Annotated in this window: 16 protein-coding genes; 12 read left to right on the forward strand and 4 right to left on the reverse strand. The window is 47.7% G+C overall.

The features are described 5' to 3' along the window. Positions 1-38 precede the first annotated feature (38 nt). Genes gspD through AACQ75_RS07105 form a run of 11 tightly spaced genes read left to right on the forward strand, consistent with a single transcriptional unit; the run spans position 39 to position 10,330 of the window. Complete coding sequence (gene gspD, locus AACQ75_RS07055) at positions 39-2,072, forward strand: type II secretion system secretin GspD (RefSeq protein WP_170889710.1); 2,034 nt, start codon at positions 39-41, stop codon at positions 2,070-2,072. Then, a complete protein-coding gene (gene gspE / locus AACQ75_RS07060) occupies positions 2,069-3,568 on the forward strand; it encodes a type II secretion system ATPase GspE (RefSeq protein WP_170889712.1) in 1,500 nt (499 codons plus the stop codon). The genes gspD and gspE overlap by 4 nt, the downstream gene beginning before the upstream one ends. After that, positions 3,568-4,788 carry a type II secretion system inner membrane protein GspF gene (gene gspF / locus AACQ75_RS07065; RefSeq protein ID WP_017045694.1) on the forward strand — a complete coding sequence of 407 codons (1,221 nt, stop codon included), beginning with the start codon at positions 3,568-3,570 and terminating at the stop codon, positions 4,786-4,788. Before gspE ends, gspF begins: the two co-directional genes overlap by 1 nt. 50 nt (positions 4,789-4,838) lie before the next feature. Continuing rightward, positions 4,839-5,282, forward strand: coding sequence for a type II secretion system major pseudopilin GspG (gspG, locus tag AACQ75_RS07070; RefSeq protein ID WP_010319321.1), 444 nt, complete (start codon positions 4,839-4,841; stop codon positions 5,280-5,282). Between the two features lie 34 nt (positions 5,283-5,316). Further along, complete coding sequence (gspH, locus tag AACQ75_RS07075) at positions 5,317-5,895, forward strand: type II secretion system minor pseudopilin GspH (RefSeq protein ID WP_088728560.1); 579 nt, start codon at positions 5,317-5,319, stop codon at positions 5,893-5,895. Next, on the forward strand, positions 5,879-6,241 hold the full coding sequence (gspI, locus tag AACQ75_RS07080) for a type II secretion system minor pseudopilin GspI (protein ID WP_017045697.1): 363 nt from the start codon (positions 5,879-5,881) through the stop codon (positions 6,239-6,241). The genes gspH and gspI overlap by 17 nt, the downstream gene beginning before the upstream one ends. Continuing rightward, positions 6,228-6,881 carry a type II secretion system minor pseudopilin GspJ gene (gene gspJ, locus AACQ75_RS07085; protein ID WP_170889714.1) on the forward strand — a complete coding sequence of 218 codons (654 nt, stop codon included), beginning with the start codon at positions 6,228-6,230 and terminating at the stop codon, positions 6,879-6,881. The genes gspI and gspJ overlap by 14 nt, the downstream gene beginning before the upstream one ends. Then, the gene (gene gspK / locus AACQ75_RS07090; protein WP_170889716.1) at positions 6,868-7,887 is read left to right on the forward strand and encodes a type II secretion system minor pseudopilin GspK; all 1,020 of its coding nucleotides are present in this window, start codon (positions 6,868-6,870) and stop codon (positions 7,885-7,887) included. Before gspJ ends, gspK begins: the two co-directional genes overlap by 14 nt. Next, entirely contained in the window at positions 7,856-9,067 is a 1,212-nt protein-coding gene (gspL, locus tag AACQ75_RS07095) for a type II secretion system protein GspL (protein ID WP_170889718.1), read from the forward strand. Before gspK ends, gspL begins: the two co-directional genes overlap by 32 nt. 10 nt (positions 9,068-9,077) lie before the next feature. Further along, entirely contained in the window at positions 9,078-9,575 is a 498-nt protein-coding gene (locus AACQ75_RS07100) for a type II secretion system protein M (RefSeq protein WP_013855429.1), read from the forward strand. Next, a complete protein-coding gene (locus AACQ75_RS07105; protein ID WP_170889719.1) occupies positions 9,572-10,330 on the forward strand; it encodes a type II secretion system protein N in 759 nt (252 codons plus the stop codon). Before AACQ75_RS07100 ends, AACQ75_RS07105 begins: the two co-directional genes overlap by 4 nt. A gap of 70 nt (positions 10,331-10,400) precedes the next feature. On the opposite strand, the gene cysQ is transcribed toward AACQ75_RS07105, so the two are convergent. The 4 genes from cysQ to AACQ75_RS07125 all read right to left on the reverse strand — a co-directional run bounded on the left by cysQ (position 10,401) and on the right by AACQ75_RS07125 (position 13,342). Further along, a complete protein-coding gene (gene cysQ / locus AACQ75_RS07110; RefSeq protein WP_010319313.1) occupies positions 10,401-11,228 on the reverse strand; it encodes a 3'(2'),5'-bisphosphate nucleotidase CysQ in 828 nt (275 codons plus the stop codon). A 24-nt stretch (positions 11,229-11,252) separates the two neighbouring features. Continuing rightward, positions 11,253-11,798, reverse strand: coding sequence for an ADP compounds hydrolase NudE (gene nudE / locus AACQ75_RS07115; protein WP_064624176.1), 546 nt, complete (start codon positions 11,796-11,798; stop codon positions 11,253-11,255). Positions 11,799-11,953: 155 nt separating this feature from the next. Beyond that, positions 11,954-12,541, reverse strand: coding sequence for a Fe-S biogenesis protein NfuA (gene nfuA / locus AACQ75_RS07120; RefSeq protein WP_013855425.1), 588 nt, complete (start codon positions 12,539-12,541; stop codon positions 11,954-11,956). 99 nt (positions 12,542-12,640) lie between these two features. Beyond that, entirely contained in the window at positions 12,641-13,342 is a 702-nt protein-coding gene (locus tag AACQ75_RS07125) for a phosphoribosyltransferase family protein (protein WP_170889722.1), read from the reverse strand. A gap of 146 nt (positions 13,343-13,488) precedes the next feature. Here AACQ75_RS07125 and bioH point away from each other — a divergent pair, with 146 nt between their 5' ends. Continuing rightward, positions 13,489-14,253 (forward strand): pimeloyl-ACP methyl ester esterase BioH, encoded by a 765-nt coding sequence (gene bioH / locus AACQ75_RS07130; protein WP_170889724.1) that lies wholly within the window; start codon positions 13,489-13,491, stop codon positions 14,251-14,253. The last annotated feature ends 115 nt before the right edge of the window (positions 14,254-14,368 follow it).

The raw sequence follows: 14,368 nt of genomic DNA on the forward strand, positions 1-14,368 counted from the left end.
ACAGACTGATGCATGAGCATGAGTTTAGGGAGTAAGACGTGAAGCATTGGTTAAACAAAACGACGTGGTTATTGATGGGTGGCTTGTTGTCATCGCCGTTAGCCATGGCAAACGATTTTAGTGCCAGCTTTAAAGGCACCGATATTCAAGAATTCATCAATATCGTGGGCCGTAATCTTGAAAAAACAATCATTGTTGATCCTTCAGTTCGGGGGAAAGTCGATGTCCGCAGCTATGACACGCTTAATGAAGAGCAATACTACAGCTTCTTTTTGAATGTATTGGAAGTGTATGGTTTTGCCGTGGTGGAGATGGACAACGGCGTGCTCAAAGTGATCAAGTCGAAAGATGCCAAAACGTCTGCGATTCCTGTCGTTGGTGATGAAGGAAAAGAGAACGGTGATAGCGTGATCACGCGCGTTGTTGCAGTGCGGAATGTTTCGGTACGAGAGCTTTCACCTTTGTTGCGTCAGTTGATCGATAACGCAGGAGCGGGCAACGTAGTGCATTATGATCCGGCGAACATCATTTTGATTACAGGTCGTGCTGCGGTCGTCAACCGTTTAGCCGATATCATCAAACGAGTTGACCAAGCTGGTGACAAAGACATCGAGGTTGTGGAACTAAGTAATGCATCTGCCGCTGAAATGGTGCGTATTGTGGAGGCATTAAACAAAACTACGGATGCTAAAAATACCCCAGAGTTTTTGCAGCCTAAGCTGGTGGCCGATGATCGTACCAATTCGATTTTGATCTCAGGTGATCCTAAAGTCCGTGAACGCCTAAAGCGATTGATCACTCAGCTTGATGTTGAGATGGCAACAAGAGGCAATAACCGCGTCATTTATCTTAAGAATGCGAAAGCGGAAGATTTGGTTGATGTGTTGAAAGGGGTGTCTGACAACTTGCAGGCCGAAAAACAGTCTGGGCAAAAAACAGGGCAAAGTTCACAACGCACCGAAGTGATGATTTCAGCACATGCACCGACCAATTCCTTAATTGTTACCGCTCCGCAAGACATTATGAAAGAGCTAGAAGATGTGGTTGCGCAGTTGGATATTCGTCGCGCTCAGGTATTGATTGAAGCGCTGATTGTTGAAATGGCCGAAGGGGATGGCATCAACTTAGGCGTGCAATGGGGCTCACTCGACAACGGCTCTGTGATTCAGTATGGCAATGCGGGCGCGCCAATCGGTAAGGTAATGATTGGTTTAGAAGAAGCCAAAGATAGCGTTGAGAAAAAACCGATTCGAGATAGCTCAACAGGCGCAATAAAATACTACGAAGAAACAACGAAGAAAGGGGATTACTCTACTTTGGCGTCAGCGCTCGGTGCGGTCAATGGTGCAGCCATGAGCTTAGTGATGGGCGACTGGACGGCCCTTATCAGCGCCGTGTCGAGTGACTCCAACTCGAACATCTTGTCATCACCGAGTATTACGGTGATGGATAATGAAGAAGCCTCCTTCATCGTGGGCGAAGAGGTGCCTGTTTTGACGGGTTCGAGCGCGGGCGCAAATAACGATAATCCTTTCCAAACCGTAGAACGCAAAGAGGTCGGTATCAAGCTGAAAGTGGTACCACAAATCAACGAAGGCGACTCAGTTCAACTGAAAATTGAACAGGAGGTATCCAACGTATTAGGAGCGAATGGTGCCGTCGATGTCCGTTTTGCAAAGCGTCAATTAAATACATCGGTCATCATTCAAGACGGGCAAATGTTAGTTCTGGGGGGGTTGATTGATGAGCGCGCAGTCGAAAGTGAATCCAAAGTCCCACTATTAGGCGATATACCGGTTTTAGGCTATTTGTTCAAATCGACCAGTACCCAAGTTGAGAAGAAAAACCTGATGGTCTTTATTAAGCCGACCATCATTCGTGATGGCATGACGGCCGATGGCATCACTCAGCGTAAGTACAACTACATTCGTGCTGAGCAGCTCTATAACGCTGATCGCGGTTTGAAGTTGATGGCGAACGATAATATCCCTGTGCTGCCTAAGTTTGGCGATGAGCGCACCCATTCTGCGGAAGTACAAGCCTTTATCGAACAAATGGAAAAACAGCAATGACCGAAGTTTTGTCGCAACCTCACTACCGTCGTTTACCGTTTAGCTTTGCCAATCGTTTTAAATTGGTATTAGAGCTGGTAGAAGACAACGAGCTGCCGACGTTATTTTATGTCGCTCCGCTGGCTATCGAATCATTAGTCGAAGTGAAACGAGTCGTGAAACAGCCGCTCAACTTGGTTGAAATTTCACTGGCCGAATTTGAAAGTAAGCTGACCCAAGCTTACCAACGAGACTCGTCAGAAGCGCGACAATTAATGGAAGATATTGGTGCTGACAGTGATGATTTCTTCTCATTAGCCGAAGAGCTGCCACAAAATGAAGATTTGTTAGAGTCAGAAAACGATGCGCCCATCATCAAATTGATCAACGCCATGCTTGGCGAAGCGATCAAAGAGGGCGCGTCGGATATTCACATTGAAACCTTTGAGAAAATCTTGTCGATTCGTTTTCGTGTCGATGGGGTACTGCGTGAAGTGTTAGAGCCGAGTCGTAAATTAGCGCCGTTGCTGGTTTCACGCGTCAAAGTAATGGCTAAGCTTGATATCGCTGAAAAACGTGTACCACAAGATGGACGCATTTCATTGCGCATTGGCGGCCGAGCGGTCGATGTTCGCGTGTCAACCATGCCTTCATCTCACGGTGAGCGTGTGGTGATGCGTTTGCTAGATAAAAACGCCACGCGCTTAGATCTGCACAGTCTAGGAATGACGGCAGCCAACCACGAAAGCTTCCGTCAATTAATCAAACGACCGCATGGCATTATTTTGGTGACGGGCCCAACCGGTTCAGGAAAATCCACCACCTTGTACGCTGGCCTGCAAGAACTCAACAGCAACGAGCGTAATATTTTAACCGTGGAAGACCCGATTGAGTTCGATATTGATGGTATCGGCCAAACTCAAGTCAATCCTAAAGTGGACATGACTTTTGCGCGAGGATTACGTGCTATTTTGCGTCAAGACCCGGATGTGGTCATGGTTGGGGAAATTCGTGATTTAGAAACCGCGCAGATTGCGGTGCAAGCGTCTTTAACCGGACACTTGGTGATGTCGACGTTGCACACCAATACCGCCATCGGTGCGATAACACGTTTGCGCGATATGGGAATTGAACCCTTTTTGATCTCATCATCGCTGCTTGGCGTATTGGCACAACGCTTAGTGCGTACCTTATGTCCCGATTGCAAAGAGGCCTACCAAGCTGATAATGAGCAGAAAAAACTGTTCAATTGTAAGAAAAAAGAGTCGCTGACACTGTATCGTCCGAAGGGCTGTGACAAATGCAATCACAAAGGGTATCGAGGCCGAACGGGTATACATGAATTGTTGCTGATTGATGATGAGGTACAAGCCTTAATTCATAGCGAAGCCGGAGAGCAAGCGATTGAAAAAGCGGTGCGGGCGAAAACACCGAGCATTCGTGATGACGGGCTTGATAAAGTGCTGAAAGGCATTACCTCACTTGAAGAAGTGATGCGAGTGACGAAGGAAGCATAATGGCGGCATTTGAATATAAAGCGCTCGACGCCAAAGGCAAACAAAAAAAGGGTGTTATTGAGGGGGACCATGCTCGGCAGGTTCGCCAGCGCTTAAAAGAGCAAGGGCTTATACCGATTGAACTCATTGAGACGCAAGCGAAAGCGGCTCAGCGTGAGCAATCGCCTTTGAGTTTTAAGCGCGGTATCAGTACACCGGATTTAGCGCTCATTACTCGCCAGTTATCCACTTTAGTGCAGTCAGGTATGCCATTGGAAGAGTGTTTGAAAGCGGTATCTGAACAATCGGAAAAGCCGCGTATTCGCACCATGTTGGCCGCTGTTCGTTCCAAAGTGACCGAGGGTTATACCTTGTCAGACAGCTTGGGTGATTATCCACATATCTTTGATGACCTGTTTCGTTCGATGGTTGAAGCGGGCGAAAAATCAGGTCATTTGGATTCGGTGCTTGAGCGTTTAGCGGACTATGCTGAGAATCGCCAAAAAATGCGTTCCAAGTTACAACAAGCGATGATTTATCCAGTGGTGTTGGTGGTGTTCGCGGTGTGTATTGTGGCTTTTTTGCTGGCGGCTGTGGTGCCTAAAATCGTCGGACAATTTGTCCAAATGGGGCAAGAATTACCGAAGTCGACTCAATTTCTACTCTCCTCAAGTGATTTTATCCAGCATTGGGGTGTCCAATTGCTGGTGCTATTGGTGATCTTGATTTATCTCGTCCGATGGTTGCTAAGCAAGCCGAATTTGCGGTTGAAGTGGGATAAAAAAATCATCGGCATGCCATTGATTGGCAAAATCACTCGCGGTCTCAATACTGCGCGTTTTGCGCGAACTTTGTCTATTTGTACCTCCAGTGCGATTCCTATTTTGGATGGGATGCGTGTAGCGGTGGATGTGATGTCCAATAAATACGTTAAGCAACAAGTGTTGTTGGCGGCTGACAATGTTCGCGAAGGGTCGAGCTTGCGTAAAGCGCTTGAGCAAACCAAGTTATTTCCACCGATGATGCTGCATATGATCGCCAGTGGTGAACAAAGTGGTGAGCTCGAAAGTATGCTGACGCGCTCGGCCGATAACCAAGACGCGAGTTTTGAATCGACGGTCAACATCGCATTAGGTATTTTTACCCCGGCGCTGATTGCATTAATGGCTGGGTTGGTACTGTTTATCGTGATGGCGACCTTGATGCCGATTTTAGAAATGAATAATTTAATGAGTCGTTGATCATGACTGAATTCTGCAATGATAACGACCAAACTATGTTGGAGATTGGAATGAGAACAAAAACAAATAAACAGTCGGGCTTTACTTTGCTTGAAGTGATGGTGGTTGTGGTTATTTTGGGTATTTTGGCGAGTTTTGTGGTGCCTAATTTGCTCGGTAATAAAGAAAAAGCTGACCAACAAAAAGCGATTACCGATATTGTCGCACTCGAAAATGCGTTGGATATGTATAAATTAGACAACAGCGTGTACCCAACGACAGATCAAGGCTTAGAAGCGCTAGTGACCAAGCCGTCGAATCCTGAGCCACGCAACTACCGCGATAACGGTTATATTCGCCGTTTGCCAAATGACCCTTGGGGCAACCCTTATCAATACTTAAGCCCTGGTGATAACGGTACGATTGATATCTTCACGCTAGGTGCTGATGGTCAAGAAGGTGGCGAAGGCGCCAGTGCCGACATAGGCAACTGGAACATGCAAGATTTCCAATAAGAGAGAGGGCGGCCTTAGCCGCCCCATTTATCTGATGCTATCTCAACGCGGTTTTACCCTACTCGAAATACTGCTGGTGCTCGTGCTGCTCTCGCTCAGTGCTGTGGCCGTTATATCGACGCTACCTAGCACGAACAACGATGATGCGAAACAGTACGCGATGAGCCTTTATCAGCGTCTACAACTGAGTAATGAAGAAGCCATTCTCAGTGGCAAAGATTTTGGTTTGCGGGTCGATGAAAAAAAATCGCATCTGGTTTTCCTATCGATGGAGGACAAGGGATGGAAGCCGCTAGAGAGCAAGAAAATGGCTTCACAGCTCCAACTGCCTGAGGGGTTATCTCTCCAGTTTGAGCTGGGAGGAAGTGCATGGAAAAACGACGATCGACTCTTCAAACCGGGCAGTCTGTTTGATGACGATAAGTTTGCTGATGAAAACGAACAGAAAAAGCAGCTACCACCACAAGTGTTTATTTTATCGAGTGGTGAGCTGACCCCTTTTGTCCTGAGCATCCATCTTAATCAGCAAGATGCAGAGCAAGGCTGGCGAGTGGTAGTGAAAGAAAACGGGGAAATCACGCTGTTCGCTCCGGGAGATGCGATCGATGGGTAAACAAAAAGCGATGACGCTGTTAGAAGTCTTGGTGGCGCTGGCTATTTTTGCCACCGCTTCCATCAGTGTGATCCGTTCGGTCAGCCAACACATCAATACCGTGAGTTATTTGGAAGAAAAAGCGTTTGCCGCCATGGTGGTCGATAACCAGATGGCGCAAGTGATGCTTACTCCTCAAAACGTACAAGCGAAAAATGGCAGTGAGGTATTGGCGGGCCGAACCTGGTATTGGAAAGTCACTTTAGTACCCACTGCGGATAATTTATTGAAAGCTTTTGATGTCAGCGTGGCTAGTGAAAAAGAAGGATCACCTTTGGTGACAGTGAGAAGTTATGTCGCCAAATAAACAAAACAAAGGCTTTACCCTGATTGAAGTGCTGGTGGCGATTGCGATTTTCGCTAGTTTGAGCGTTGGTGCTTACCAAGTATTGAACCAAGTCCAGCGCAGTAATGAGATTTCAGCCCAACGTAGCCAACGTTTGAACGAATTGCAGCGCGCCATGGTGTTAATGGATGGCGATTTTCGGCAGATGGCAACGCGTCAATTTCGCACCAATGGTGAAGAGCCAAGTCAACAGATGCTGATTTGGAAAGAGTACTTGCTCGACTCCGATCAAAAAGGAGTGCTGTTTGCACGATTAGGTTGGCATAACCCACAGCAGCAATTTCCACGCGGGGAAGTCACTAAGGTCGGCTACCGAATTAAAGAGGGCGTGTTAGAGCGTATATGGTGGCGTTATCCTGATACTCCTGTAGGGCAAGAAGGGATCATCACGCCATTGTTACATGATGTTGAGTCACTATCTCTGCGCTTTTATAACCAAGATAAATGGAGTGAAGAGTGGAGTGATGCCTTGAAAATCCCACAGGCGGTGGCCGTGAAATTGGCGCTGAAAGATTATGGCGAGATTGAGCGTATCTACCTTACTGCTGGTGGTGGCATCAATTCGACCAATAAAGAGGCTGATAATAATGGCGCACCCTAATCGAGCCCAACGCGGTGTGGCGTTAATCGTTATCTTGCTGTTGTTGGCGATTATGGTGTCGATTGCCGCAACCATGTCCGAGCGTTTATTCACACAGTTTCAAAGAGCGAATAATCAAATTAGTTACCAGCAAGCCTATTGGTATAGTGTGGGTAGTGAAGCTTTAGCCAAAGTTGCTATCGAGCAGAGCTACAAAGACAACGAAACGATTAACTTAAGTCAACCTTGGGCGATGAAAGAGCAAACGTATCCATTGGATTACGGCACTCTGAAAGGGCGCATCCTTGATAAACAGGCTTGTTTTAACCTGAATGTACTCTCGAGAGCCAGACCTGCGGCAGGGAGTGTCGAAAAACCCTATTTAGTGCAAGTGTTGCAACGGTTATTGGAAGAGCTTGAGGTCGACAGCTATCAAGCCGAAGTGATTGCCGATTCGGCTTGGGAGTATATTGATGGCGATTCAGATGTGCAGTCCTCTTATGGCGTAGAAGACAGCCAGTATGAATCAATGTCTCCTGCTTATCTGGCGGCGAATAGTTTACTTGCGGATAACAGTGAGTTGCGCGCGGTTCAGCAGGTGAGCGGTGATGTAATGAATAAAATAGCGCCTTATATCTGTACTCTCCCCACTGATGATTGGCGTTTGAATATCAATACCTTGGAACCCGATCATGCCAAGTTATTGGTGGCGATGTTCAGCCCGCACTTAAGTGAAGGGGATGCAAAAAACTTACTCGAGAGCCGACCATTTGATGGCTGGGCTTCGGTAGACAATTTTCTCGCAGAGGCCGCATTGGCTGCTGTGGAGAGCAAAGTGAAAGAAGAAGCGAAACAGTACCTAGCTGTCGATAGTGCTTATTTTGAACTGGATGCTCAAATCTTGGTTGATGACTCGCGAGTTCGTATTCGCAGTTTATTGTTTAGTTATAATAGAGAAACCGCAACGGTCATACGCCGTCGCTTTGGAGGGATCAGTGAGCGAGTTTCTGACCGTTCGGCTGAGTAGTCAACAAGACGCTGAAATACCTTGGCTGGTGTGGTCAACACAGCAGCAAGAAGTGATTGCCAGCGGTGAAATATCCGGATGGGAGCAGCTATCTCAGCTCTCTAGCTATGCGGCTGAACGCGCCACGATTGTGCTGCTCGCTGCCAGTGATTTAGTTCTCACTGAGGTCGCGATTCCATCAGGGGCGGCTCGTCGCTTAGAGTCAATGTTACCTTATCTAATCGAAGATGAGATCGCACAAGATGTGGATGAGCTGCATTTTTCAATTTTGCATAAAACCGCTTCCACTGCTTACGTTGTCGGGGTGGATCGTGCTTGGTTGCGTACCCGCTTAGATGAGCTCAAAGCCGCGGGTTTTGACGTGAAAAAGGTATTACCGGATGTGTTGGCTATCCCTGCATCAGAGGGGTTGTCGGCACTGCAGATCGGCCAAGAATGGTTAATCCGTAAAGGTGAGTATTTAGGGGTGAGCATTGAACCGCAGTGGTTAACGCTGTTTAGTGCGTCAGAGTGGGTCAAGCAAGAGGGGCACTATTTACCGCTAGAGGCGTATACCCAGCTCCCTGAGCTGACACTGGTTGAAGAACAACATTGGCAACAAGCCGAGCCTCATTTAGTCATGGCGCTGCTGACTCAGCAAGCGATAGCGAGCAAAGTGACTTTACTGACGGGAAGTTTTAAAACCAAGTCCTCGTTTTTGAAGCATTGGCAAGTATGGCAAAAATGCGCATTAGCGGCCGCGGTGTTGATTGTAATTTCAACCAGCCACCATCTTTTGCAAGCTGGGCACTACGAAGCGCAAGCCGATGCTTATCGAGCGGAGAGTGAACGTGTTTTTCGCGCGGTTTTCCCTGATAAACAGAAAATACCCACCATCAGTTACCTGAAAAGACTGATGAATGATGAAGCGGCTCGGCTCTCTGGCGGCGAAGCCAATGGTTCGATGTTGGAGTGGTTGTCGAAGTTGCCCAGCAGTGTCGGCAGCGTACCGAACATGCAGTTGCAAAGTGTTAAATATGATGGCAATCGGGGTGAAATTCGCCTTGAAGTTCAAAGTAATGATTTTGAAAGCTTTGAACAAGCGCGCCTTAAATTGGAAAAACAGTTTGTGGTTGAGCAAGGGCAGTTAAACCGCTCGGGTTCTGTAGTCAATGGTACCTTCATACTGAAAAGCCAGTGAGGTGAGTGACATGAAAAATAGCCTGAGTGCACTTCAACAACGATGGGCGGCCTTTTCCCCTCGTGAACAGAAATTACTGTTAGGTGGTGTATCGTTGTGTGTGGTTGCGATCATTTATTGGGGCATTTTAGCGCCACTTAATCAGAAAACCGAGCTTGCGCAAGCCCGGATTATCAGTGAAAGACAATTGCTTAATTGGGTGACGGATAAGGCTGATGCCATTACTCAATTGCGCGCACAAGGTGGTGGGGTGGCAACGACGCAACCGCTCAATCAAGTCATCTCATCAAGTGTGCAGCGTTTTCAAATTGAGCTTATTCGTATTCAACCGCGTGATGAAATGATGCAGGTTTGGATACAACCACTTCCTTTCTCTAAATTGGTGGATTGGCTTGCCTTTCTAAAAGAGCAGCAAGGTGTCGATGTCGAGTTTATGGACATCAACCGTGCTCAGCAAAGTGGCGTTGTCGAAGTAAAACGCTTACAACTGAAGCGAGGTGGTGAGTGAAAAAGAAATTGCTCTATAGCGGGTTCCTTGTAATGGTTTTTCTCATCAGTGTGGTCGCGCATATTCCGGCCTCCTTGGTGATGAATCAACTCTCCTCTTCCGAAGTCATGCGTGTCACTGGTGTTGACGGTACGGTGTGGTCTGGTAGTGCTCAACAACTCTTTTGGCAAGGGCAAAATGTCGGCGATCTCAACTGGGACATCCAAGTATCACAACTGCTGATGGCCAAGTTTGAAGTGGCGGTACGCTTTGGACGCAGTAGTGATATGGGAGTTCGTGGCAAAGGCAATCTTGGTCTGGGGTTTTCTGGCCCTTATGCGGACAAGGTTGTGGTTTCTGTCGCGGCTAATAAATTAGCGATGCTGTTTCCGCTGCCTGTACCAGTGACTTTTCAGGGGCAAGTCGAGTTGTCCCTGAACCATTACCGCTATGATAGCCCGTGGTGTGAATCTGCCGAAGGCTCACTTGCGTGGACTCATGGCCGAGTTGACTCACCTTCAGGAGAGCTCTCGCTTGGTCCGGTAGTGGCAGATCTGCAATGTCAAAGCAATCAGATGACATTGAACGGCCAGCAAAACAGTGAGCAAATGAGCAGTGAGTTTGCCCTGCAGCTGCAACCAGATATGAGTTACAGTGCGAAAGTATGGTTTAAGCCTGAAGCGCAATTCCCACCCGAAATGGCGGAGCAATTACAGTGGATTGGAGCGCCAGACAACCAAGGTAAATATCAGTTTAATTATCAAGGCCAGCTTTGATTGGTTTTTTAACCGTCATCATTTCATACCCCGAATAAAAATGCTGAGTCTATTGCTCAGCATTTGGCCGTTATGGTTTGACTTGTAAAATGGTATTCCAAGGCAAATCGGCATCCCCTAACACAATAAAGTTGGGGTTTTCTAACGTTTCACGCTCATTGTAGGACAGCGGTTGCAGTTGTGTGTTGAGGATGCGTCCGCCCGCCTCTTCTACGATGCATTGCGTGGCGGCGGTATCCCATTCACCGGTTGGGCCGAGGCGCAAATAGCAGTCGACAGCACCTTCCGCGACTAAACACGCTTTCAGCGCTGCCGAGCCCAGCGGCACTAGCTCATAATTCCATGCGCTGCTCATGCAACTTGTAATACGGTTAATATCTTGGCGGCGACTGATCGCAATCGCGATGGATTGCCCAACGGTTTCGTGCTTGTGTGTTTCAATACGCAAGCTTTCAGACATGTCGGGGATCTTCCATGCGCCTTTGCCTGCGTAGGCGTAGTAGGTCACGCCAGAAACGGGCCCATAGACGACGCCCATCACTGGTTGGTTTTCTTCGATCAGTGCGATAATGGTGGCAAAGTCACCACTGCGCGCAATAAACTCTTGCGTACCATCAAGCGGGTCAACCAACCAGTATCGCTGCCATTGGCTGCGTTTTTCTAGGCTAATGTCCGCCGCCTCTTCCGACAAAACAGGAATATCTGGCGTGAGTTCACTCAGTCGTTCGCAGATCAGTTTATGCGCAGCAAGATCGGCACTGGTGACTGGGGTGTGGTCACTTTTGGTGAACGCTTCGTAGTTTTTCTTTTCGTAGATATCGAGAATCAATTGCCCGGCAGAGCGAGCGATTTCAATTACGTCAGGCAGTAAGTAAGATAAATTATTGGCTGTTGGCATCATCAATCCTATAGCTCTACTTTGTTATTTTAGGCTGCGCAGAGCAAGCAGTAGTGCGGTAATGCTTCGGGCTTCACAGAAATCGAGGTGAGTCAGTAGCTCTTCTGCTTGGGCCAGAGGCCAGCGAATGACCTCTAAAGGTTCGGGTTCATCGCCTTCCATTACTTCTGAGTATAGATCTTGTGCTAAGAAGAGTGTCATTTTGCTCGAAAAGTAAGAGGGGGCAAGTACCACCTCTTTTAAGGGGGTTAAGGTGGTTGCGCCAAAACCAATTTCTTCTTTGAGTTCACGATTTGCTGCTTGTTGCGGGCTTTCTCCTTGGTCAATCAAACCCTTAGGGAATCCGAGCTCATAGCGTTCAGTGCCAGCGGCATACTCTCGAACCAGCAGTAAATCTCCTTGTGCCGTTACTGGCACCATCATGACTGCATGTCGGCCGCTCGGTTTCATTCGTTCATAGGTGCGCTGTTCGCCGTTAGAAAAGCGTAAATCTAATGATTCGATGGTAAACAGGGTCGATTGAGCTGCCGTTCTTTGGGCTAAAATTTCGGGCAGTTTTCTGGTTGGCATACACTAATTCCCGTAAGGCAAATGACTTTTCTAACTATATGAGAAAATGACCTTAATTGAAAAGGACTTGAGCGCGGCAAATGATTTTAAGTATAAAAAAGCCGAGAATCTCATCTCGGCTTCGTTTTTCTGTAATCCACGTATCTAGCGAGTCACTAGTAGTAAGAGTGCTCACCACGATCGTGTTCAGTAGCATCGCGCACCGCGGTTAATTCGCCTTCAAATTGTTGAAGCAGTTCTTTTTCAATGCCTTCTTTGAGGGTGACATCGACCATTGAACAACCGTTACAGCCGCCACCAAAGGCGACAATCGCAATACCATCTTCGGTGATTTCAACCAAGCTGACATGGCCACCATGGCCAGCTAACTGCGGGTTGACTTGAGTTTGAATCGCATATTCCACACGTTCAATCAGGCTTGCGTCATCAGACACTTTACGCATCTTCGCATTCGGAGCTTTAAGTGTCAGTTGTGAACCCATTTTATCAGTGACGAAATCGATCTCTGCGTCTTCTAAAAACGGCAAGCTCAGTTCATCGACATACGCAGAAAAACCTTCAAAGGCAATTTCAGTATCAGTCGCTTCCACTGCCTCGGGTGGGCAGTAAGAGACGCCACACTCTGCATTTTGAGTGCCTGGATTGACTACAAAAACTCGGATGTTAGTACCATCAGGCTGTTGCCCAAGCAACTTGCCGAAATGGGTTTGGGCTGTTTCGGTAATAATAATAGAATTTGACACGACGAATACCTGAGTAAATTTATAGGTTATTACTTGCCATTCTACTCCTGAAACACGGCGGATCCAGTCCTTTTTACGCGCTAAATAAAACCGTGTTGGTTAATCTTTAGGTTCAGGAGTGCGGCATATGCAGTAAATATCAATCCTTTCGACACCGACTTCAAGCAGTAATTGACAGATTTGCTGCACGGTGCTGCCCGTGGTCACTACATCATCAACAAGTGCAATGTGCTTGTGCGTGGGAAGGTGCCGTAGTGTGAATGCATGTTTGAGATTTTGTTTGCGCTGTAATTTAGAAAGCCCTTGCTGCTGGGGTGTTGCGCGATTGCGTTTGATCAACTGGTTATCGCAGCTAGCCCCCAGTTGTTGACTTAATTGAGAGGCAAGTAGCGCACTTTGATTGAAGCCGCGTTTTAAGCGCCGTTGCCAGTGCAACGGAACGCTAGTGATGAGCGGGGCGGGATTGTCGATACGTGGCGTCAGTAAGGCGCTCAAATGGCGAGATTGCCAAAATTGACCTTCATATTTGAGTTGATGAATGGTGTGACTGAGTGGAAAAATATAGTCGCCGACACAGTATAGGCGTTGCCAAGGCGGAGGATTCGCTAAACATTGCCCACATTGAGGCACGGTAATAAGCGTTGGCAGGCCGCACTGTTGGCAGCGAGGTTGTGGTGCAAAATAGGTTAGGCAGGTCTTACACCAAGCCCCAGTTTGGTGAGTTTCAATCGGTAAACGACACAGCAGACACTGACGGCTTACCAAGCGAGTGATGGTTTTTTGAACCCAATGCGATAACATAACTCAACCAAAGCTGTGAAACGAAGTATGGTTATACTCTTGCAATTTGAATCAGTCTTTGTGTTGACCGTGATTTCAAGTGAGTGAGTGTATGATCGGTATTTTTTCAGCGAAGAAGTGTGAATTTAGTAGGAGAGTTTGTGAGCATGGCCACAGCGTTATATTGGCAAGCCTCAGGCGAGGGCGATGATCTTGTCTTGGTGCACGGTTGGGGGATGAATGGTGCAGTATGGCAGCAGGCGGTCGATGTGCTAAAAGGACATTTTCGTGTACATGTGGTTGATTTGCCCGGTTATGGTCACAGCGCTGCTAGCCACGCCGCTGATCTAGAAGAGATCGCGCAAGCGCTAATCATGCAAGCGCCTAAACAAGCCATTTGGGTCGGTTGGTCTTTGGGTGGGCTAGTGGCGACTCATATGGCACTGCATCACCCAAGTTATGTGAGCAAATTGGTCACTGTGGCGAGTTCTCCCAAATTTGCGGCACAGAAACCGTGGCGTGGCATTCTCCCTCAAGTGCTCAGTGCGTTTACTGAACAGTTAATGGACGATTTTCAGGCTACTGTTGAGCGCTTTATGGCGCTGCAAGCGATGGGCAGCCCTCAGGCAAAGCAAGATGTCAAATACTTAAAACAAGCGGTGTTATCACGGCCAGCGCCGAACCCGCAATCATTGTTAGCGGGTTTGGTCATGTTGGCCGAGGTGGATTTGCGCCAGCCGTTGACAGCACTCTCGATCCCCATGCTTCGTCTATATGGTCGGCTTGATGGTTTGGTGCCGGTTAAAGTGGCGCAAGATTTACAAAAAACCTTGCCCAATAGCGAGCAGTACATTTTTGGCAATTCTTCCCACGCACCGTTCATCACAGAACTGGATGATTTTTGCCAGCAGATCATCGCCTTTGCACGTTAAGGCATTGATACCCATGCAATGTTTTTCTACTTAAAGCTACAGCTGTGTTGGCTCACTTCAATCACATCGTGATCTCTCTCATGGGGATTCGCCCGCTTGCTGTCTCTATCTTCGG

The sequence above is a fragment of the Vibrio sp. B1-2 genome, from assembly GCF_963888445.1.
GTDB classification, from domain to species: Bacteria; Pseudomonadota; Gammaproteobacteria; order Enterobacterales; family Vibrionaceae; genus Vibrio; species Vibrio anguillarum.